Source organism: Candidatus Limnocylindrus sp. (assembly GCF_040397235.1).
Lineage (GTDB): Bacteria > Chloroflexota > Limnocylindria > Limnocylindrales > Limnocylindraceae > Limnocylindrus.
This window is the reverse complement of record NZ_JBBAWH010000005.1, coordinates 4,246-23,263: the sequence shown is the minus strand read 5'-3', so window position 1 is coordinate 23,263 and position 19,018 is coordinate 4,246. Positions and strand designations below refer to the sequence as shown.

18 protein-coding genes and 1 tRNA gene are annotated in these 19,018 nt (G+C 65.1%); 9 read left to right on the top strand and 10 right to left on the bottom strand.

What is annotated here, in order from left to right:
- Positions 1-23 precede the first annotated feature (23 nt).
- Positions 24-494, top strand: coding sequence for a hypothetical protein (locus AC3LB0_RS04995; RefSeq protein ID WP_488650064.1), 471 nt, complete (start codon positions 24-26; stop codon positions 492-494).
- A gap of 9 nt (positions 495-503) precedes the next feature.
- A complete protein-coding gene (gene ndk, locus AC3LB0_RS04990) occupies positions 504-971 on the top strand; it encodes a nucleoside-diphosphate kinase (protein ID WP_488650063.1) in 468 nt (155 codons plus the stop codon).
- A 22-nt stretch (positions 972-993) separates the two neighbouring features.
- On the opposite strand, the gene AC3LB0_RS04985 is transcribed toward ndk, so the two are convergent.
- From AC3LB0_RS04985 to lepB, 3 genes are read right to left on the bottom strand one after another with little or no spacing between them, the layout of a single operon-like run.
- Positions 994-2,559 (bottom strand): proton-conducting transporter transmembrane domain-containing protein, encoded by a 1,566-nt coding sequence (locus AC3LB0_RS04985; RefSeq protein ID WP_488650062.1) that lies wholly within the window; start codon positions 2,557-2,559, stop codon positions 994-996.
- On the bottom strand, positions 2,556-3,164 hold the full coding sequence (locus AC3LB0_RS04980; RefSeq protein WP_488650061.1) for a hypothetical protein: 609 nt from the start codon (positions 3,162-3,164) through the stop codon (positions 2,556-2,558). The genes AC3LB0_RS04985 and AC3LB0_RS04980 overlap by 4 nt, the downstream gene beginning before the upstream one ends.
- On the bottom strand, positions 3,165-3,731 hold the full coding sequence (gene lepB, locus AC3LB0_RS04975; RefSeq protein WP_488650060.1) for a signal peptidase I: 567 nt from the start codon (positions 3,729-3,731) through the stop codon (positions 3,165-3,167). It lies immediately after the preceding gene.
- Between the two features lie 190 nt (positions 3,732-3,921).
- On the opposite strand from lepB, the gene AC3LB0_RS04970 reads away from it, so the two are divergent.
- From AC3LB0_RS04970 to AC3LB0_RS04940, 7 genes are all read left to right on the top strand, one after another.
- Positions 3,922-6,123 (top strand): sodium-translocating pyrophosphatase, encoded by a 2,202-nt coding sequence (locus AC3LB0_RS04970; RefSeq protein WP_488650059.1) that lies wholly within the window; start codon positions 3,922-3,924, stop codon positions 6,121-6,123.
- 111 nt (positions 6,124-6,234) lie between these two features.
- A complete protein-coding gene (gene uppP / locus AC3LB0_RS04965) occupies positions 6,235-7,092 on the top strand; it encodes an undecaprenyl-diphosphatase UppP (RefSeq protein ID WP_488650058.1) in 858 nt (285 codons plus the stop codon).
- Positions 7,092-7,559: an arginine repressor gene (gene argR / locus AC3LB0_RS04960; RefSeq protein ID WP_488650057.1), complete on the top strand. Its 468-nt coding sequence runs from the start codon at positions 7,092-7,094 to the stop codon at positions 7,557-7,559. The genes uppP and argR overlap by 1 nt, the downstream gene beginning before the upstream one ends.
- Positions 7,560-7,588: 29 nt before the next feature.
- Positions 7,589-9,217, top strand: a complete 1,629-nt coding sequence (lysS, locus tag AC3LB0_RS04955) for a lysine--tRNA ligase (protein ID WP_488650056.1) — start codon at positions 7,589-7,591, stop codon at positions 9,215-9,217.
- The gene (serS, locus tag AC3LB0_RS04950; RefSeq protein ID WP_488650055.1) at positions 9,214-10,554 is read left to right on the top strand and encodes a serine--tRNA ligase; all 1,341 of its coding nucleotides are present in this window, start codon (positions 9,214-9,216) and stop codon (positions 10,552-10,554) included. Before lysS ends, serS begins: the two co-directional genes overlap by 4 nt.
- Before the next feature lie 3 nt (positions 10,555-10,557).
- The gene (locus AC3LB0_RS04945) at positions 10,558-11,013 is read left to right on the top strand and encodes a ClbS/DfsB family four-helix bundle protein (RefSeq protein ID WP_488650054.1); all 456 of its coding nucleotides are present in this window, start codon (positions 10,558-10,560) and stop codon (positions 11,011-11,013) included.
- 32 nt (positions 11,014-11,045) lie between these two features.
- Positions 11,046-11,137, top strand: a tRNA-Ser gene (locus AC3LB0_RS04940).
- A 181-nt stretch (positions 11,138-11,318) separates the two neighbouring features.
- Here AC3LB0_RS04940 and AC3LB0_RS04935 read toward each other — a convergent pair.
- Genes AC3LB0_RS04935 through aroF form a run of 7 tightly spaced genes read right to left on the bottom strand, consistent with a single transcriptional unit; the run spans position 11,319 to position 18,280 of the window.
- Positions 11,319-11,594: a chorismate mutase gene (locus AC3LB0_RS04935; protein ID WP_488650053.1), complete on the bottom strand. Its 276-nt coding sequence runs from the start codon at positions 11,592-11,594 to the stop codon at positions 11,319-11,321.
- Complete coding sequence (locus tag AC3LB0_RS04930; protein ID WP_488650138.1) at positions 11,591-12,079, bottom strand: type II 3-dehydroquinate dehydratase; 489 nt, start codon at positions 12,077-12,079, stop codon at positions 11,591-11,593. Before AC3LB0_RS04930 ends, AC3LB0_RS04935 begins: the two co-directional genes overlap by 4 nt.
- A gap of 45 nt (positions 12,080-12,124) precedes the next feature.
- Positions 12,125-13,792: a bifunctional shikimate kinase/3-dehydroquinate synthase gene (locus tag AC3LB0_RS04925; RefSeq protein ID WP_488650052.1), complete on the bottom strand. Its 1,668-nt coding sequence runs from the start codon at positions 13,790-13,792 to the stop codon at positions 12,125-12,127.
- A 6-nt stretch (positions 13,793-13,798) separates the two neighbouring features.
- Positions 13,799-15,055 carry a chorismate synthase gene (gene aroC / locus AC3LB0_RS04920; RefSeq protein ID WP_488650051.1) on the bottom strand — a complete coding sequence of 419 codons (1,257 nt, stop codon included), beginning with the start codon at positions 15,053-15,055 and terminating at the stop codon, positions 13,799-13,801.
- A gap of 11 nt (positions 15,056-15,066) precedes the next feature.
- Complete coding sequence (gene aroE, locus AC3LB0_RS04915) at positions 15,067-15,924, bottom strand: shikimate dehydrogenase (protein ID WP_488650050.1); 858 nt, start codon at positions 15,922-15,924, stop codon at positions 15,067-15,069.
- Positions 15,921-17,237 (bottom strand): 3-phosphoshikimate 1-carboxyvinyltransferase, encoded by a 1,317-nt coding sequence (gene aroA, locus AC3LB0_RS04910; RefSeq protein WP_488650049.1) that lies wholly within the window; start codon positions 17,235-17,237, stop codon positions 15,921-15,923. The genes aroE and aroA overlap by 4 nt, the downstream gene beginning before the upstream one ends.
- Positions 17,234-18,280: a 3-deoxy-7-phosphoheptulonate synthase gene (aroF, locus tag AC3LB0_RS04905; protein ID WP_488650048.1), complete on the bottom strand. Its 1,047-nt coding sequence runs from the start codon at positions 18,278-18,280 to the stop codon at positions 17,234-17,236. Before aroF ends, aroA begins: the two co-directional genes overlap by 4 nt.
- Positions 18,281-19,018 lie beyond the last annotated feature (738 nt).

The window sequence follows — 19,018 nt, the reverse complement described above, 5'->3', positions numbered from 1 at the left end:
CTCTGCGGTAGGCTCTCACCCTCATGGATCACGAACAGCACGACCGCGCCCCCGGCCTCTTCGTTAATCGAGGCCTCGTGGTGCAGCGCGCCGATAAGGCGAATATCCTCCGCCCCCTCCTGCACCAGACGGTCTCCTACCGTCACCTCCGCGATGGCGAGCAGATCGTCCGCGGTCACGGCTGGGTCGAGGAGGTGTTGGGCGACGACCCCGAGGTCTCGTCAATTTTCACCCCGCTCACGATCACCATCAACGTTGATGCCTTCGAGAGCATCGAGTTTGATCTGAGCGAGCCGGGGAACCTTCGCTACGTGCTGCGCTCGGGCGCCGATGCGGTGGAGATTGCGTACCAGGCCGGCACCCAGATTCCAGACTCTGCACCCGTGAAGAGCTGGTTGGAGTATCGCGGCGAGCAGTACGTGCAGATTGAACTCCCAACTGGCGCGTGGCCAACGGCGATCGACGACAAACCGCACTCGAATGAGATCGGCTAACCTGCAGCAATGAGCACCAGCCAGCGCACCCTTGTCCTCGTAAAGCCAGACGGCGTACAGCGCCAGCTTGCCGGTCGAGTGATCACGCGATTCGAAGAGCGCGGCCTAAAGATCGTCGCCCTGAAGATCACGCCGGTGAGCGCGAAGCTCGCTGAGACCCACTACGCCGTGCACGCACAGCGCCCCTTCTTCAAGGGTCTCGTGGAATTCATCTCGTCGGGCCCCGTTGTGGCGATAGTCCTTGAGGGGCCGAACGCCATCGCCGTCGTCCGCTCTATGGTCGGCGCAACGAAGCCGCACGAGTCAGCCCCTGGCACGATTCGCGGCGACTTCGCGCTGGAGACTGCAAAGAATTTGATTCATGCCTCCGATGCCCCAGAGACGGCCGCGGCAGAGATCGCACTCTGGTTCCCAGAGGGCGGCCTCGTCGAGTACACCCGCGCCACCGACGCCTGGATCCTCTCCGACGAGGAGTAGTTCACCCCGCGGCCATTGGTCGCTACGGCGCTGGCGAGATCTCCCCACTACCTGACGGGCTCACATCTGGCGACACCTCTGGTGATGCGGTCACGCTCGGCGTTGGCTCAACGCTCGGAGCCGGGTCAAAGCTAGTTCCTGGCGACACGCTTGGCGCTGGAGGGAGTGGACCAGTCCCACCCGACTCAAGGGCGAGCCAGCCAGATGCCGCTGCCGCAACGAAGAGTGATCCAGCGACGAGCGAGAAGGTGATGAGGTTGGCGAACGGTCGGGTCTCCGCTTCATGCACGGTCTGACTCTGCGGCGTGAAACCGATAAGGAGAAGTCGAGCCGCTGCAACGATCAACATGACTTGACCGATCACCGCAAAGAGTGCGATGAGTGGATTGCCACCGAGCAGCAGAAGATTCAGTCGGGCGGCCAGCACGGCACCAGGCGGTAGCGCAGCCAGCGCAACGATCGCCGCGACGAGCGCAATCCCATTTGCGCCAGTGCGACGCGCCCACCCACCAAGCTCACTAATGGAGGTGGTTCCATATCGTCGGCGAACGCTCACGAGCCAGAGGCCAAAGAGCGAGATGGTCAACATTCCAGGGAGCACGATCAGGCGTGACGAGGTGTCGGTCGGTGACTGTAGGGCTGCTGCCGCGGCGAGTGCCAACCATCCGGCGTTACCCACGGCGATGAACCCAACGATCTCACCGATATCGTCGTGCAGCAGGGCAGAGATTGCACCGAAGATGAGCGTTGCCGCTCCAGCGAGCAGGATACCGGGCACGATCGCACCGCCAAGGGGATCGATGATGCTGCTTGAGAGCGCTGAGAGTTCACTCATCACAATCAGGGCGAGTGCCGAGGGGATCCACACACCAACAAGGAGCGAGCCCACGATCGGGAGCGCCTCAAAGATTTTGATCAGTCGACCATGGAAGGGGAAGACCCCTGCAGCCACGATGAGCACGATGGAGACGCCGAGCGCCGTTCCTGCGGCGAGCGATGCGGGCGTCGCATAAGAGGCGTCGACTGCGGCGTATGAGATTGCGGTGCGCAGAATCTCCGCAATCACAACTGCAGGGAGCAGCAGCGAGACGGTTCGAAGGTCGCGGAAGACGGCACGTGCACGACCCACATCATCCTTGCCGCTCGCCGCTGCGCCAGAGATACCCAAGCTGGCGAAGAGGAGGAGCGCAATCGGCGCGATGCCAGATGGAATCGCTAGTGCCAGGTCAATCGCGGCGATACCGAAGAGGGCAATCTGCCCCATGGTGCCTGCTCGACGACCCTCGCCAGCGCCGACGATGACGGCGAAGACGATGCCACCCAGTAGCACCAGCAGGCGACCCGGCTCGGAAGGGTCGATGGTGATCTGGCCAATCTTGAACGTTGAGAGATAGCCGGCGCCAGCGAGCGCCGCGCCAACAGAGGTCGCCAGCAGCAGGAGCTGTACCCCGAGCGTTTCGTAGGTCGCGGCGTCGTCGCGTTGCGATCCGCGCCAGAGTTGAATGAGTGGAACCAGGGCAAGGGAGGTTAGCGCCGTGAGAACGGGGAAGAGCGCGCGGATTGCCGTCAGGACGCCCTCTTCGGTCATCGCTCCTCCTCCGCATTCGAGATGCGCGTTGCAACACTGCCGCCAACGACCAGGATGCAGGTGAACCCTGCGCTAATCGCCAGCGCGCTGAGCGGGTCAAGCGCCCCAAAGATTGAGGTGCGCAGGAGCATTGTGCCCGCAAGGGTTACGACGGCGGCGCGCGTCGTTGCCTCAATGAAGCGACTCGCAAGGAGCGGCGGCAGGCCGACAACAAGGAGGGCGATGCCGGCGGCTCGAAGCGCATCGCTACTCGATTCAATGGGGAGAGCGAGTGGCACGAGGCCTAGCAGGAGGCCAGCCAAACCGCTGGCGACGACAACAGGGTGCTCGCGCAGTGTGCGCACCAGGGTGCGCAGGGAGAGATCGCGACGCAACGCCTCTCGCTCAAAGAGGTTCTCAGGGACTGCGGCAACGAGGCCGATGCCGATGGCGGAGAGGCGCAGAATCAGGCCGATACGGTTCGGATCTGCGACAGAGAACTCCAGCGCGCTCGAGCTCAGCGCCAGGACAGCGATGGCGACCCATGCACCCCGACTGGCGCTGGTGACGGCCAGCGTGCCAGAGAGGATGGCGATGAGGACGAGTGGCAGTTCAAGGTCGGGCATCTAGGGTGCAGCCTGTCGGTAGGTTGGCGGAGTGATGATGGTGAGCAGGTCAATCGGGAAGTAGCGCAAGATGGCGCGCCCGATCACGCTTGCTGTGGGAATTGGGCCGTAGGCACGCGAATCGGAGGAGTTCGAGCGGTGGTCTCCGAAGACGAGGAGCTCAGTTGCTCCCAGAACCCAACGACCGGACTCTCCGGCCCCGCCGCCGCCACCATCGCGATAGGTGTAGGTCTCGTCAATCGGCACCCCATCCACGCTGATCACCCCATCAACCATGTCGATCGTCTCGCCGGGAAGGCCGATCACGCGCTTGATATACGGGGTCCCGGCTGCGTCACCAGGCCAGGTGCTGGGGGGTCGGAAGATCACGATGTCGCCCCGGTGGTATCCGGTGAGCGCCGCGGTGAGCTTGTCGGCAAGCACGTACTGGCCTGGCTCAAGGGTTTGGCGCATGGAGCCCTGCTCGACCCTGAAGGGCTGCGCCACGAAGGTCTGTAGGAGATAGAAGGCGAGGATGGTCAGCGCCACCGTCTGCACGATCTCTATGGCAAGTCTTCGGAGGCGCATCCCGCTGAGTATAGGCGGGGGAGGGTGTGCGGTTGACCCACGGCGGGGCCTCCCCGTACCATCACCTCACCAGGAGCCCGTCCTGGCGGGTCGCACTTGCGACCTGCAGCCCGACAGACGCCCGACCCGAAGCGCGGTGCCAAGCACCGCGGCCACGCGACGGACTGGACGCATCGGAGGAAATACGAATATGGAAATCACGTCACTCATGCTGCAGGGGCTCGTGCTCCCAGCAGCGGTTATCGCAATTCTCTTCGCCTTGTGGATGGCCAGCGATGTGCTGCGCCGCGACAAGGGGACGCCCGCCATGCAAGACGTTGCGGGCATGATCTTCGAGGGGGCCGTCGCGTTCATGCGACGCCAGTACTTCACCATCGGTGTCCTCTCCGTGGCAATGGCGGTGCTGATCGGCGTGCTCATCGCCAACTTTGAGACGGCCGCTGTTGCCGCCACCCCAATCTATGGGGCGGACCTCGGCATTCGTACCGGAATCGCCTTCATCTTTGGCGCCGCCTGCTCGATGGTGTCGGGCGTCGTCGGCATGTACGTCAGCGTGAAGGCAAACCTGCGCACCACCGCCGCCGCCCGTCAGGGCGTCGTCAAGGCGGTGCAGGTCGCTATGCGTGGTGGAGCCGTCTCAGGCTTCCTCGTTGCGGCGCTCTCACTGCTCGGCGTCTACGCCGTCTTCGTCTTCTTCGGTGGACTCGAGCGCCCAGCAGAGGCGCCCTTCCTGATCGTCGGCTACGGCTTCGGCGCATCGTTCGTTGCGCTCTTCGCCCAGCTCGGCGGCGGCATTTACACCAAGGCCGCAGACGTTGGCTCCGACCTCGTTGGCAAAGTCGAGAAGGGGATCCCAGAGGATGACCCCCGCAATGCAGGCGTGATCGCCGACCTCGTGGGCGACAACGTTGGCGACTGCGCCGGCCGCGGCGCCGACCTCTTTGAGTCGACCGCCGCCGAGAATATCGGCGCAATGATCTTGGGCGTTAGCGCCTACAACATCGCGCAAGCCATGGGCTGGGCGCACCCGGAGTCGTGGATCTTCTTCCCACTCGTGGTGCACGCCTTCGGACTGCTCAGCACGATCCTGGCCATGGCCTTCGTGCGCGGCAACGACCAAGAGAATCCAATGAACATCCTGAACCGCGGCTACTGGGCAACGACCATCTTCTCCGCAGCGGGTCTGGCACTCGCCTGCGCAGTGATGTTGAACGCTGGTGACTCCAACGCATGGCTCTGGTTCTTCGGTGCTGGCCTGGTGGGCCTCGCCACCAGCGTCGCGTTCGTCTACATCACCCAGTTCTATACGGCTGGCTCGTATCGACCGGTTCGCGAGATCGCAGAGGCGAGCCGCACGGGCGCAGGCACGAACATCATCGCTGGCACCGCCGTTGGTTTTGAGACCACGCTGGTGACTGCAGTCTCCGTCTCGGCGGCGATCTTCGCCTCGAACTGGCTCGGCACCCAGGCTGGACTTGCCGCAGGCCTTTCGGGCGTCGCGCTCGAGAAGTTCGGCATCTTCGGCACCGCCGTTGCAACGGTCGGCATGCTCATGACCACCGCCTACATCTTGGCGATGGACACGTTCGGGCCGATCACCGACAACGCCGGTGGTATCGCGGAGTTCAGCCGCGCCCCGCAGAAGGTGCGCACCGTGACCGACAAGCTCGATGCCGTCGGCAACACGACGAAGGCCCTCACCAAGGGGTACGCGATCGCCTCGGCATCGCTCGCCGCGTTCTTGCTCTTCTCGGCCTATCTCGACAAGGTGAACTTGATCTTGGAGCGTGCCGGCAAGCCGCTCATCGAGTCGGTCAACCTGGCGAACGTGAACGTCTTCATCGGCGCCTTCATCGGCGCGATGCTCGCGTACTTCTTCAGCTCGCTCGCCATTCGCGCCGTTGGGCGCACGGCGCAGGCGATCATCGTGGAAGTTCGTCGCCAGTTCCGCGAGATTCCAGGAATCATGACCTACAAGGCTCGTCCGGATTACGCGCGCGTCGTTGACATCACCACCATTGCCGCCCTGCGCGAGATGATCGCCCCAGGTGTGGTTGCGGTGGCGACCCCGGTTCTCGTTGGGCTGCTGCTCGGCGCTGAGGCGGTTGCAGGCTTCTTGATCGTCGGAACGATCAGCGGCGTGCTGCTGGCCACGGTGTTGAACAACTCCGGCGGCGCATGGGATAACGCCAAGAAATTCATCGAGTCGGGCGGACTCAAGGACGAGAAGGGGAAGGTCCTCGGCAAGGGGAGCGACGCCCACGCGGCCGCCGTTGTTGGCGACACCGTCGGCGACCCATTCAAGGACACCGCTGGTCCATCGCTGCACGTTCTCGTGAAGCTGCTGGCAACGGTCACCCTGGTGCTCGCTCCGCTCTTTATTCGCGGCTAGTCCGCGCGCTCAAGCAGTCCGCTGAGGCGGCGCTTCCCATTTGGAAGGCGCCGCCTCATGCTATGCCCCCACAGCGCCAGCTAGGCGCATAGCGGCACGAGAGGAGGGGCGATGAGCAGCGATCCAGTATCTGCGGCACTCATCGCCCTGCTGCTCGGACTGGTGCAAGGCGCAACCGAGTTCTTGCCGATCTCCTCATCGGCACACCTCTATGCGATCCCATATCTCTTCGGCATCAGCGATCCGCTGCTCTCGTCGCTCGCCTTCGGCGCGGTGATTCACTTGGGCACCCTCGCCGCCGTACTCGTGGCACTGCGGCGTGACGTGATGCGACTGACCCGGGTTGCGCTGCGCACCCTTACCTCGTTCGGTCGCCACCGCGGCGAGCCTGCCGACGAACGGCTGATCCTTGCGATCGTTATTGGCACCGCCCCCGCCGTACTGCTGGGCGTCGCAGCCGGTGATCTCCTCGAGAGTGCCGTGCGCACACCACTCGTGGTTGCGGGCGCGGTTACTGCAGGAGCACTGCTGCTCTGGTTTGCGGAGCGCGTTGGCTCGCGCGAGCGACCGCTACAGAGTGTCGGCGTGACCGATGGCCTCATGGTCGGCCTGGCGCAGGCGTTGGCGCTGATCCCTGGGATCAGTCGCTCTGGCGCAACCATTAGTGGTGGACTCCTTCTCGGCTTCCGTCGTGAAGCGGCGGCGCGCTTCGGCTTCTTGCTCGGCATCCCCGCTATCGCCGGCGCTGGCACAATTGAGCTGAAGCACCTTCTTGAGTCGAGCGAAGATCTTGCGGCGAGTGCGCCACTCCTGGTGATCGGTGTGGTGAGTGCGTTCATCTCAGGGCTGTTCGCCATCAAGCTGCTCTTCCGCATCTTGGATGGCGGAAGCACGCGCATTTTTGTGGCGTATCGTTTCGCCTTCGCCGCCGTGCTCGTTGCCTCTGTCGTGCTGCAAGGCGGTCTGTAATGGATCTCGGCAAGAGCGTTCGCCACCGTGCCCTGCGCGATGTCGTTTCGCGGCAGGCGATCCGCACCCAGCGGGAACTTGCGACGGCGCTCAAGCGGCAGGGGATCCCCGCCACACAGGCAACACTCAGCCGCGACATCACCGAGCTCGGCCTCATCAAGGTGGATCGCGGCGGCTCGCCGGCCTACGCCTTCGCCCCAGGTCGCTCGATTGAGATCGCTTCGGAAGAGCGGTTGCATGCCCTGCTCGGCGCGATCCCACTCGACGCCTCGGTGGCAGGGTCGATCCTGGTGCTCAAGACGCTCCCCGGGAGCGCACACGCCATTGCCGCCTCCCTCGACCGCCTTCGACTCCCCGAGATTGTTGGCACGGTGGCGGGGGACGACACCCTCTTCGTGGCTGTGCGTGATGCGGCGGCGATGCGCAAACTCCGCAAGCGCTTGACCGAACTCGCCCAGCGAGGCTAACCGCCGCCGCGGGCGCTAGGATTCCCAGCATGTATTGGGCAGACGAACTCGCCGCACGCGTCTCCGGGCCCCAGGTCGTCAACGACTCGAAGACCCCGTCGGGGACGGTGCACGTTGGAAGCCTTCGTGGGCCAGTCATGCACGACACCATTGCTCGTGCCCTGCGCGACCGCGGCATCCCCGTGCAATTCCGCTACGGCGTCGAAGATATGGATGCGATGGATGCGCAGGCGCTACTCACCCCCGATGCGGTGGAGCGCTACATGGGCGTGCCGCTCGCACACGTCCCCGCACCTGAGGAGAGCAGCGCCGAAAACTACGCACGACATTTTGTTGGCACGCTCTTCTTCCCGACGTTTGCGCGCCTCGGCATTCGACCTGAGTTCTACTGGCTCTCCGAGATCTATCCAACCGGGCAGCTTGATCCATTTATTCGCACCGCCCTCGACAAGGCGCAGGTGATTCGCGATCTCTACGTGCGCGTCAGCAACGTGGAGCGCCCCGCCGGCTGGCTGCCTATTCAGGCGATCTGCGAAGCCTGCGGTCGCGTTGGTACCACCCTCTCCGACGATTGGGATGGCGAGACGATTCGCTATCGCTGCCTCCCCGACTATGTGAAGTGGGCGCAGGGGTGCGGCCATGAGGGGCGCCTCGCACCATTCGGCGGCAAGGCGAAGATGCCGTTCAACGTGGAGTGGGCGGCGAAGTGGTCGCTGATGGGCGTCACCATTGAAGGGTGCGGCAAGGATCTCGGCACCAAGGGCGGATCGCGCGATCGCAGCGAGGCAATCTCGCGCGAAGTGTTCGACCGCGAGCCGCCGATCAACGTGATGTACGAGTTCCTCAACGTGGGTGGTAAGAAGATGTCAACCTCGAAGGGGCTCGGCGCCGCGGTGCACTCGATCTCCGAGTCGATCCCTCCCCAGGTGCTGCGCTTCCTCTTCCTGCGGCCACGACCGAACCACGCGATCGACTTCGATCCGGCGGGCAGCGACGCGATTCCGCGCCTGCATGATGAGTACGACCGCATCAGCGCCGCAACTGCGGGCAAGACGGTGCGCGGCGAGCTGCCACCCGATCACGAGCGACTGCAGTTCTTCAGCCAGATCACCGACAGCACCGCCGAGGCGGCGAAAGAGGTTGCCGCAGCGTGGCGTCCAGCATTCGGGCAGCTCTCGCTGCTGCTGCAGCTTCCTGGGGTCAACGTTGTTGAGCGTGCCGCCGCCGAGAAGGGGAGCCCACTCACCGCTGCCGAATCGGTCGAACTGAACGAGCGCATCGCCGCCGTCACCACCTGGCTGCGCGATTACGCCCCCAATGAGGCGCGCATCGCCGTGCGCCCTGATCTACCGACCGATGCCGTTGCCGCCCTCAGTGCCGAGGAGCGCGCCTGGCTCGGTGCCCTCGCCCCGCAGATTGAAGCCGCAATCGCCGCCGATGCGGCCGCCCTCGGCAGCGGCGACGCCTGGCAGGCGCTCATCTTCAGCGCCGCCAAGGAGGCTGGCTTGCAGCCGGTTCGTGCCTTCGCCTCGCTCTACGCCGCCTTCCTCGGGCGAACCAACGGCCCACGCGCGGGTTGGCTGCTCGCAGCGATCGATCGCACCCTTATCCTTACTAGGCTGCGCGATGCCGCAGCGGTACAGGGGGTAAGCGCATGAGTGTTGGTACACAGCGACTCCGCGACGACGCCGACCGGCTGCGCGCGGGCGCGATCGCCAAGCGCGAAGATCCGAAGGTTGTTGATGCCGCCCTTGAGGCAGACGCCGCACGCCGCGCGCTCTCCGTTCGTGTGGACACGCTGCGCACCGAGCGCAAGCGCCTCTCGGCCGAAGTCGGGGCGCTGCTCGGCGGCAAGCCGGCCGTCCCTGCCACTGATCCGAAGGTCGTCGCGCTGAAGGCTGATTCCCAGAAGGTCGCCACCGAGATGGAGGGGCTCGAGAAGGAGCTCGCCGCCGCCGAGGCACAACTCGAAGATCTACTCCTGCGCATTCCGAACCCGCCCGACGAAGATATTCCTGTTGGCGGCGCCGAGGCGAACACCACGATTCGCACCTGGGCACCTGCGGGGCACCCTGCAATCGGGGCGAAGGGTGAGGATCCAGCCACTGCAGCAGCGCCAGAGCACGACGTGGTCGCGGAGCGACTCGGCATCTTTGATCTTGAGCGCGGCGCAAAGGTGGCGGGTGCCGCCTTCCCTGCGTATCGCGCCGATGGCGCCGCACTGATCCGCGCACTGATCAACCTCTTCCTCGACACGCATGTGCGTGAGAACGGCTTCACCGAGATCTGGCCACCGATCCTCATCAACGAGGCGTCGGCACGCGGCACGGGGCAGATCCCTGATAAGGAAGACCAGATGTACGTCGTTGGTCGCGACGGCTTTTACCTCGCGCCAACCGCCGAGGTGCCGGTGACGAACATGCATCGCGACGAGATCCTCGACGGTGCGGATCTGCCAATTCGCTATGCCGCCTACACACCATGCTTCCGTCGCGAGGCGGGCGCCGCTGGCCGCGAGACGCGCGGCATCCTGCGCCTGCACCAGTTTGACAAGGTGGAGATGGTGAGCTTTGAGCGCCCTGCCGAATCAGCCGCCGCACTTGAGTGGCTGACCGCCCGCGCCGAGTCACTGCTCAAGCAACTCGAACTCCCGTACCGCGTGCTGCTGATGGCAACGGGGGACATGGGCTTCGTGCAGATGCGCAAATACGACCTGGAGGTGTGGGCCCCCGGCTCGAAGCGCTGGCTCGAAGTTTCGAGCTGCTCGAACTTTGGCGACTACCAGGCACGCCGCATGGCGATTCGCTACCGCACCGCCGCTGGCGAGAAGCCAGAGCTGGTGCACACGCTGAACGGCTCAGGGCTCGCGGTACCGCGTGTGCTGGCGGCGCTCCTGGAACACGGCGCGCAGCCTGATGGCAGCGTGAAACTTCCCGCTGTGCTGCACCCGTACCTTGGTGGGCGGACGCATCTCGCCCCACCGAAGCAGAAGTAGTCAATGAGCGAACGCGTTCAGAACTTTTTCACCCGGCTCGACGCCGCCCGCGCCGAGTTTGAGGCCGCCATCGCCGCAACCCCCGAGGCCGCATGGGCACAGGCTGCCGACGGTGATCTCACTCGCACCGATCTGCTCGCGCACATTGAGTGGTGGGAGCGCCGTGGCACCTATGAGATTCGAACCCTGATTGGGGGCGGCACCCCCGAGATCACCGCGGAGAGCCTCGACGAACTGAATGCCAGAATTACCGCCGAGAACCGTGGTCGTGAGGCGAGCGAGGTGCGAGCCGCCGAGGCCGCCGCGTGGGCGGAGCTTCGCGCGGCAGCGGCAGGGCTCTCCGAGGCGCAGCTTTACGACGAGGCAGCCTTCCCATCGCTCGAGGGCGACCCGCTCAAGAAGATCATCAAGATGGAGAGCAGCGCCCACTGGGCCGATCACTTCGCACACTTCGGCTGAGCGCCGCCGCCGCATCCGATACACTCCCTCGTGGAGGGGTGCCGGAGTGGTTGAACGGAGCTGTCTTGAAAACAGCCCAGGCTGGTAACGGTCTGCGGGGGTTCGAATCCCTCCCCCTCCGCCACACCCCAATCGCTGACTCTGCGCCACACTGCGCCTCATGAGTAGCGGCCTCTGTTCCATCTGCATCCATGCGCGGCTCGTCGTGAGTGGACGCGGGTCGAACTTTATGCGCTGCGGACTCTCCGATACCGATGATCGGTTCCCGCGCTACCCGCGACTGCCGGTAATGCGCTGCGCTGGATTTAGCGCTGAGACTCCGCCCGACGCGTCGCCGCCATCAGCATCGTCCACAGATCTACAAGGTCCTCAGGAGTAAGGGCACCGGCGCCGCGCGCCGCAACGCGTGCAAGGAGTGCCGCCTCGCGCTCGGGGTCGTGTACCGCGCGTCCGAGTGCCGCTTTCGCCGCGCCTGCCTCAAGGGCAAGCTCAGTTCGTGCGGCGAGCAGCGTCAGCAGTTGGTCGTCGATGGTGTCGATGGCGGCGCGAATCTCTTGCAGGCGTGCGGCGGGATCGCTCACTGGTGCCCATCCGCCACACGAGCGGCGTTCCACAGTTCTGCGATGAGGGCAACGGCGCGCAGATAACCGGTAGCACCGCAGCCACGCACCGTAACGGCGGCGAGGTCTTCCACGAAGTTCACGCTGCGGAACGCTTCGCGCGTCGCAGGATCGCTCAGGTGCACCTCGGCGAAGGGTCGCTCCACGGCGAGGAGCGCATCACGCAGGCTGACGCTGGTGTGGGTGAGCCCACTCGGGTTGATGATCAGCCACGAGAAGTCGCGCACATGGAGTCGGTCAATCAGCTCGCCCTCGTGATTCGACTGCACCGCATCAACAAGGTGCAGACCAGCGGCTGCTGCCGCGGTTGCCACAGAAGCCTCAATCTCGGCGAGGGTGGTGGTGCCGTAGGTCTCTGGCTCGCGCTCACCGAGCAGGTTCAGGTTGGGGCCGCTCAACATCAGGAGGCCATCGCCAGCGGCATGTGCGCGGGTTCGTGCGCTCATCGCCGCGAGTTCGATGCGCTTCGAGATCTCCGCCATGGCTCCCCCTTACTTGACGCCGGCCAACATGGCCGCCGCCGCGCGCTCTACGAGGCTAGCAGGAACGTCGTTGCGAATAACGTAGCCGTCGTCGCTCGCGAGCACCCAGCGAATCTTCGCCTCGACCACCTTCTTGTCGCGACCGGCGGCAGCCAGCAGTGCAGCGACGGGCTCGCTGCGTGGCGCAACGCCGAGACCGAGTGCGTCGAGCAGGGCAACACCGCGCGCAGCCAGTGCCGCGGGGGTCACGCCAAGCTCCACGCCAATCTGCAGCGCGGCGCGCAAGCCGTAGCCGACCGCCTCGCCATGCAACAGGTTCTGGTAGCCGGCCGCCTGTTCGAGGGCGTGCCCAAGGGTGTGACCAAGGTTGAGGCTCATGCGTTCGCCTGATTCACGTTCGTCGGCGGCAACGACGCGGCACTTCCACCAACCGGCGCGCTCCACGATCTCGGCGAGGGTGCCGTCGTCGTGCAGTGTTGGATCACCGGCCACAAGTCGCGGAGCCGCCTCCTCGAGGACGGTGAAGAGACGCACATCACCGAGCAGGGCAATCTTCACCGCTTCGGCAGATGCTGCGATCAGTTCGCGAGCGGGGAGGGTGCGCAGCGCGGAAAGGTCGGCGATGACCGCCTGCGGCTGATGAAACGCGCCAACGAGATTCTTCCCCTCGGGAAGATCAACGCCAGTCTTGCCGCCGAGTGAGGCGTCAACTTGAGCGGCGAGTGTGGTTGGCACGGCGATCCAGTCGATGCCACGCAGATAGAGAGCGGCCAGCAGTCCAGCTGCATCGGTGAGTGCACCGCCACCAACGGCAACGATCAGATCGCGACGCTCCACACCGGCGTTGGCGAGTCGCTGTGCCGCGGCGCCAATCTCGTGCAGCTCCTTCGCCGCCTCGCCACTCGGCAGCTCGAGTGGAATCACCGTAATGCCCGTGGCGGCAAGTGCATCGCGTAGGCCGTTGGCAAAGGCGCGCGCCGCATTCGGCTCGGTGGCCAGCACCATGCGTGAGAGGCCGCGCTCGGCGAGCAGGGCACGCAACGCATCAACGGCAATCCCGTCGCCCACCAGCCAACGACCGGAGACGGTCTCGGCATTCAGCAGCGGTCGGGTCGATCGCACAGTGGTTCGCAGTAATTCAATCGCCTCGTCGGCAAGCGAACCTGGGCTGCGCGTACTTCGCAGGTGCGCCCCTGGTCGGTAGAAGCGCTCGCGGTCACCACGAAGTCGCTCGAGTGTGGCGACCGGATCGGCGTGATTCATCAGTGGGCGAACGACACGTGCCGTGCGCAGTCGTCGCGCAATGGAGTTGTCGGGGGCGTCGAGCCAGAAGAGGATCGCTCGCTCGCGGAGCGCCCAGCGACTACGCGGGTCGGCTGCAGCACCACCACCTAACGCCACAACACGGCCAATGCCGAGCTCTGCGCCGATCGATCCGGCAGGCGGTTCAGGGGATACGAGCGAAGCGATCAGCTGACGCTCGCGCAGTCGGAAACCCGCCTCGCCCTCGCGTTCAAAGATCAACGCCACGCTGTCGTTCTTCACGCCGGTCTCCGCGATCACCGCGCGGTCGGTATCAAGGAAAGGAACGCCGAGCTTCGCTGCGAGACGCTTGCCGAGCGAGCTCTTCCCCACGCCGGGGAGGCCAACGAGTGCAAGATCGCGGGGGGCGTTCATGGCAACCTAGTCGTCGCCGCCGGAGCCGGCGCTGGTGCCACCCGCCGACGGGGTGGTGCGCGGTGCTGCGGATCGGGCACGGAGTGCTGCGAGGTTCGCCTGAATCTCAGCGAGCGAGTCGCCGCCCGTCTTCTCAAGCAGGAAGGGCACGATGGCGAGTGCCACCATCGCTTCGCCGATCACGCCCGCAGCAGGGACGACGCTGATGTCGGAGCGCTCGTAGTGCGCCTTCTCGACCTTCTCACCGGTGATCAGGTCGGCAGATGGGAGCGGTCGTGCCAGGGTGCTGATCGGCTTCACTGCACCACGCACTACGATCGGTGCACCGTTCGAGACGCCACCGGTGAGACCGCCAGCGCGATTGGTGCGATGCACCCAGCTGCCGTCGGCCGAACGGCCCTCGATCACGTCATGCACCTCGGAGCCGAAGATGCGCGTCTGCTCGAAGCCGAGGCCGAACTCCACACCCTTCACGCTCTGGATGCTGGCGATCGCCCCAGCGAGCGCAGTGTCGAGTCGGCGGTCCCAGTGCACGTAGCTGCCGAGCCCCATCGGGAGCCCCTTCACTACCACTTCAAAAATCCCACCGACGGTGTTTCCAGCCGTGCGCGCCTCGTCGATGCGCGCAATCATGCGCTCCTCCGCCGCAGGGTCTGGGCAGCGCAGCGGGCTCACGTCGGCCTCGTCGCGGGTGCGCGTGCAGTTCGCCGGATCCACCGCCACGCCGCCAACCTCGGCGGTGAAGGACCAGATCTCAATGCCGAGGGCGTTTAGGAGTGCCTTGGCGACGCCACCAGCAGCCACGCGTGCCGCCGTCTCGCGCGCTGAGGCGCGCTCCAGAACGTTGCGCACATCATCAAAGCCGTACTTCATCGCGCCAGCGAGATCGGCGTGCCCGGGGCGAACGCGTGTCACTGGAATGGCGCGCCTCGTCCCCTCGGCTGCGGCCGCTTCAAGAGCCGCCGCTTCGTCGGCACTCAGCGGGGCGACCTGCATCACGCTGGTCCAGTTCTCCCAGTCACGGTTCTCAATCAGCAACAGGATGGGGGAGCCGAGCGTCGCGCCGTGGCGCACGCCGCTGCGAATCCGCGCGCGGTCCTGCTCAATGGTTTGGCGAGCGCCGCGGCCGTAGCCACCCTGGCGTCGTCGCATATCAATCTCGAGGGCGGCTTCGGTGAGCGGCACGCCCGCGGGCATCCCCTCCACAATCACGCCGAGCTCTGGACCGTGTGACTCGCCTGCGGTCAAGAATCGAAAGGCCATGATCTCCCCCTCTACTTCGCGTTCTGCTTCGCTGCAGTGTCAAACGCTTCGCGCATCACCGCAAGAGGGGCCGGTCGCCCCGTCCACAGTTCAAAGGCCGCCGCACCCTGCAGCAGCAACATCTCGCGTCCGTCGATCGCTTCGGCGCCCGCGGCGCGTGCCGTGCGCACCAGGGCCGTCTCGCCCGGCGCATAGACCACGTCAATCACGAACTGACCGGCGCGGAACGCCGCCGCTGGGAGCGGCAGAGCGCCGTCACTCAAGCCGAGCGTGGTGGCATGTACGACGAGACCGGCAATCTGCGCCTCTTCAATAAGGAGTCCCTCATGCCACGGCGCGGCGCGCACGGTGAGGTGTGGCGAAGCCTTGCGCACTTCGGCAACAAGGCGCTCGGCGCGGGCCAGATGGCGATTCGCAATGGAGATCTGAGCAACGCCTGCGGTCACGAGTGCCGAGATCGCCGCCTTCGCTGCGCCGCCAGCACCAAGCACCAGCGCATGTCGCGGGGTGCGTCGACCGTCGAGCAGGCCGTCGAGCGCGCCGCGGAAGCCCGCCGCGTCGGTATTGCGACCAACAAGTCGGCTCCCAGCGCGGGTAATCGTGTTGACGGCGCCAATCTGTACGGCGTCGTCGGTGAGCGAATCGAGGAGCGGCGCGATCTTCTCCTTGTGCGGCACCGTCACGTTCGCTCCCATTACGAGCGGATCGGCGCGCAACTCGGCTACGACGCGCGCCAAATCAGCTGGCGCCACATCCATCGCCTCGTACTTCACTGGCAGGCCGATTGAATCGAACGCCGCCTGCTGAAAAGCGGGCGAGAGGCTGTGCTCCACCGGATGCCCCAAGAGGAGAATACGTCGCCCGCTCATGCTGCCGCCCCAATGCGCGCCAGGTCGTCGTAAAAGGTTGGGTAGCTCACCGCTGCTGCAGAAGGGTCATCGACCGAAACGGCGGCGCCACTCACAAGGCCAGCAATGGCAAAGGTCATCGCCAAGCGGTGGTCGCCAAGTGACTCAGTGAATCCAGCGGCTGGTCGGCCGCCGCCAACGAAGTGCAGATCGTCGCCGGTCACCGAAATCGTCAGTCCGAGTGCCGCAAGGCCCGCGGCAACGCCGGCAATACGGTCGCTCTCCTTGGCGCGCAGCTCGCCAGCGCCGCGAATGCTGGTTGCGCCGGTGGCCATGGCGGCCGCGAGGGAGAGGATCGGCACCTCATCAATGGCCAACGCCACGTCGGTTGGTGTCATGTCGATGCCGTGGAGGGCGGCGCTGCGCACCCGTAGGTCGCCAACTGGCTCGCCTGAGCCGTCATCGGCGGCAGGGAACTCGTCAATGCGGGCGCCCATGCGCTGCAACAGGTCGATGGCGTGGCGTCGGGTGGGGTTCAGTGAGACGCCGCGAATGAGTAGATCGGCGTCTGGGTGCAGGCTCCCCGCCACCAGCCAGAAGGTGGCCGACGATGGATCGCCCGGAATGGTGACGAGGGAAAGGGCAGAGAGCTCGCCCGGGGCAATTGAAACGGTCGTTCCACTCGCATCGCGAGTCGTTCGCAGCGCAGCGCCACGGGCCACGAGCATGCGCTCCGAGTGATCGCGTGTGGCAACCGCCTCGCGATAGGTGCTTTCGCCCGTTGCCGCCAACGCGGCAAGCAGCACGCACCCCTTTACCTGTGCGCTTGGCGTGGCTGGTGCCCACGTAGCGCCGCGCAGTGCGCCGCCCGTAATGGTGAGTGGCGCGCGCGTGCCCGCTTCGCCAGAACCAACAGCAGACGCCCCCATCGCAATAAGTGGCTCAAGCACCCGTGCCATTGGTCGACTCTGTAGTGAGGCGTCACCGATCAGTGTGTGAGCACCAGGTACGCCGGCCACGAGGCCCGCACCGAGTCGCATCGAGGTTCCCGAATTGCCGCAATCGAGCGGCGCAGTGGCCGCACGCAGAGATCCACGTCCGCCAGAGCGCACGCGCCAGCGCGCGGTGCCCGGTGCGTCACCAGGCTGAGCCGCTTCGCGCGAAACCGAAGCGCCCAGCGCGGCAACGATGCCCGCCGTGGAGCGCACGTCATGGCCGTCGCCTGCGCCCACCACGAGCGTCTCGCCATCGGCGAGCGCGGCGTAGAAGAGCGCACGATGGCTCATCGACTTGTCACCTGGAAGGCGCAGCTCGCCGCGCAGACGATCGCTCATCGCCCTGAGGCCTCGCCCGGATTCGCGTGCATTGGAGAGACGACCGAATGAATCGTTCGCAGCTCGCCAGCCAAGCGCGAGAACATCGGCAGGGTGAGGGACTGCTCGCCGTCGGACCAGGCCTCTTCGGGCTTCGGATGAACCTCGACCATGATCCCGTCGGCACCAGCGGCAACGCCGGCGTACGACATTGGCGCAACCATCCAGCGCTTCCCCGTGGCGTGGCTCGGGTCAACGATTACTGGAAGGTGAGTGAGTCGGCGCAAGATCGGTACCGCGTTCAAGTCGAGCGTGTTGCGCGCCGCCGTCTCGAAGGTGCGAATACCGCGCTCGCAGAGGATTACCTGGCGGTTCCCCGCGGCCAGGATGTACTCGGCAGCGAGCAGCCACTCTTCGAGTGTTCCCGAGAGGCCGCGCTTCAGCATCACCGGCATGCGTGTTCGCCCCACAGCATTGAGGAGCGAGAAGTTCTGCATGTTGCGCGTGCCGATCTGCAGCACGTCGGCGAACTCGGCGACCATGTCGACCTGCGCCGGCTCCATCACCTCGGTGATGATTGGCAGCCCGGTGCGCTCGCGCGCCTCAGCAAGGAGGCGCAACCCCTCGAGGCCGAGCCCCTGGAACGCATACGGCGAGGTGCGTGGCTTGAAGGCACCACCGCGCAGTAGGGTTGCCCCCGCAGCGGCGACGCCAGCGGCCACTTCGAAGAGCTGTTCGCGTGATTCGATTGAACACGGCCCCGCCATCAGCGTCAGTGAGCCGCCACCAATGACCGCATCACGCACCTTGACGACCGTTGGCTCCTCGCGGAACTCTTGCGAGCTCAAGCGATAGGCGCGGGATGGGCGCGCCACGGAGGCAACACCCTCCATTGCCACGAGCTGGTCACTCAACTTCTCATCGAAGCCCTTCGGGCCGAGGAGGGCGAGGGTCAACCCGCGTGCTGATGGCTCGTCGTACACGGCGAGACCGGCTTCCGTAGCGCGGCTACGGATCGCTGCGATCTGTTCGCTGGTTGCCGACTGGTTGATTCGTACAAACATTGGTCACTCCACTCTCTTGGCGGACTCCCTGGTGCCGCTTCTGGGGGAAAAGAAAAGAGCAGAGGTCTCCCTCTGCTCACATCCCGGCAGGACCGCCGGTCAGACGCTTACGCGCCTGGGCTGGTCATGCCGGGTATCGAAAGTAGAAGCGGTTCACCATGCCCAAACTCTACGGCGGCGCGCGCCGTGGGTCAAGAAAGCGGGATTTGTCACAAAAGTTTGGTGCTCCGTACATCGCCGCAGGGCGGGAAATGCGCCACGAAGCGGGGCGATAGCGCAAAAACACGCACAACTTCACCCCATACGCACAAGTTTCGCGTGCGGCGGCGGTAATAGGGGCCTCTGCGTGCATCTGAGCGGGCCAGAGTGTTGATTCCGCACAAAACACCCCCTGCCAAAAGGCGATTTGCTCCGCGCTGGGCGTCAGCACACCCCGTGGCCGGGTATCAGCAGCTCACAGAGAGAGGGGTCAAGAGTGGCCACACGCACGAAATCGAAAAATCACGCTTGCAGTTATCCACATTGTGTTTTAGTTTTCCACAAGCCCCAACAATGGGGTTGAGTTATGACAGTCCGAAGTACGGGCTAGTCAGAGTGGAGGTAATCACATGGCTGTAAAGAAGCGAAAGGCCGCTGCGAAGCGAAAGCCTGCTGCCAAGAAGGTCGCTAAGAAGCGAGTAGCGAAGAAGGCCGTAGCCAAGAAGGCTCCAGCCAAGAAGAAGGCCAAGCGCAAGACGG

Excerpts from the sequence above, each read along its gene's own strand:
- AC3LB0_RS04995 (WP_488650064.1), top strand. The coding sequence starts at position 24 with ATGGATCACGAACAGCACGACCGCGCCCCCGGCCTCTTCGTTAATCGA.
- ndk (WP_488650063.1), top strand. The coding sequence starts at position 504 with ATGAGCACCAGCCAGCGCACCCTTGTCCTCGTAAAGCCAGACGGCGTA.
- AC3LB0_RS04985 (WP_488650062.1), bottom strand. The coding sequence starts at position 2,559 with ATGACCGAAGAGGGCGTCCTGACGGCAATCCGCGCGCTCTTCCCCGTT.
- AC3LB0_RS04980 (WP_488650061.1), bottom strand. The coding sequence starts at position 3,164 with ATGCCCGACCTTGAACTGCCACTCGTCCTCATCGCCATCCTCTCTGGC.
- lepB (WP_488650060.1), bottom strand. The coding sequence starts at position 3,731 with ATGCGCCTCCGAAGACTTGCCATAGAGATCGTGCAGACGGTGGCGCTG.
- AC3LB0_RS04970 (WP_488650059.1), top strand. The coding sequence starts at position 3,922 with ATGGAAATCACGTCACTCATGCTGCAGGGGCTCGTGCTCCCAGCAGCG.
- uppP (WP_488650058.1), top strand. The coding sequence starts at position 6,235 with ATGAGCAGCGATCCAGTATCTGCGGCACTCATCGCCCTGCTGCTCGGA.
- argR (WP_488650057.1), top strand. The coding sequence starts at position 7,092 with ATGGATCTCGGCAAGAGCGTTCGCCACCGTGCCCTGCGCGATGTCGTT.
- lysS (WP_488650056.1), top strand. The coding sequence starts at position 7,589 with ATGTATTGGGCAGACGAACTCGCCGCACGCGTCTCCGGGCCCCAGGTC.
- serS (WP_488650055.1), top strand. The coding sequence starts at position 9,214 with ATGAGTGTTGGTACACAGCGACTCCGCGACGACGCCGACCGGCTGCGC.
- AC3LB0_RS04945 (WP_488650054.1), top strand. The coding sequence starts at position 10,558 with ATGAGCGAACGCGTTCAGAACTTTTTCACCCGGCTCGACGCCGCCCGC.
- AC3LB0_RS04930 (WP_488650138.1), bottom strand. The coding sequence starts at position 12,079 with ATGAGCGCACGAACCCGCGCACATGCCGCTGGCGATGGCCTCCTGATG.
- AC3LB0_RS04925 (WP_488650052.1), bottom strand. The coding sequence starts at position 13,792 with ATGAACGCCCCCCGCGATCTTGCACTCGTTGGCCTCCCCGGCGTGGGG.
- aroC (WP_488650051.1), bottom strand. The coding sequence starts at position 15,055 with ATGGCCTTTCGATTCTTGACCGCAGGCGAGTCACACGGTCCAGAGCTC.
- aroE (WP_488650050.1), bottom strand. The coding sequence starts at position 15,924 with ATGAGCGGGCGACGTATTCTCCTCTTGGGGCATCCGGTGGAGCACAGC.
- aroA (WP_488650049.1), bottom strand. The coding sequence starts at position 17,237 with ATGAGCGATCGTCTGCGCGGCGAGCTGCGCCTTCCAGGTGACAAGTCG.
- aroF (WP_488650048.1), bottom strand. The coding sequence starts at position 18,280 with ATGTTTGTACGAATCAACCAGTCGGCAACCAGCGAACAGATCGCAGCG.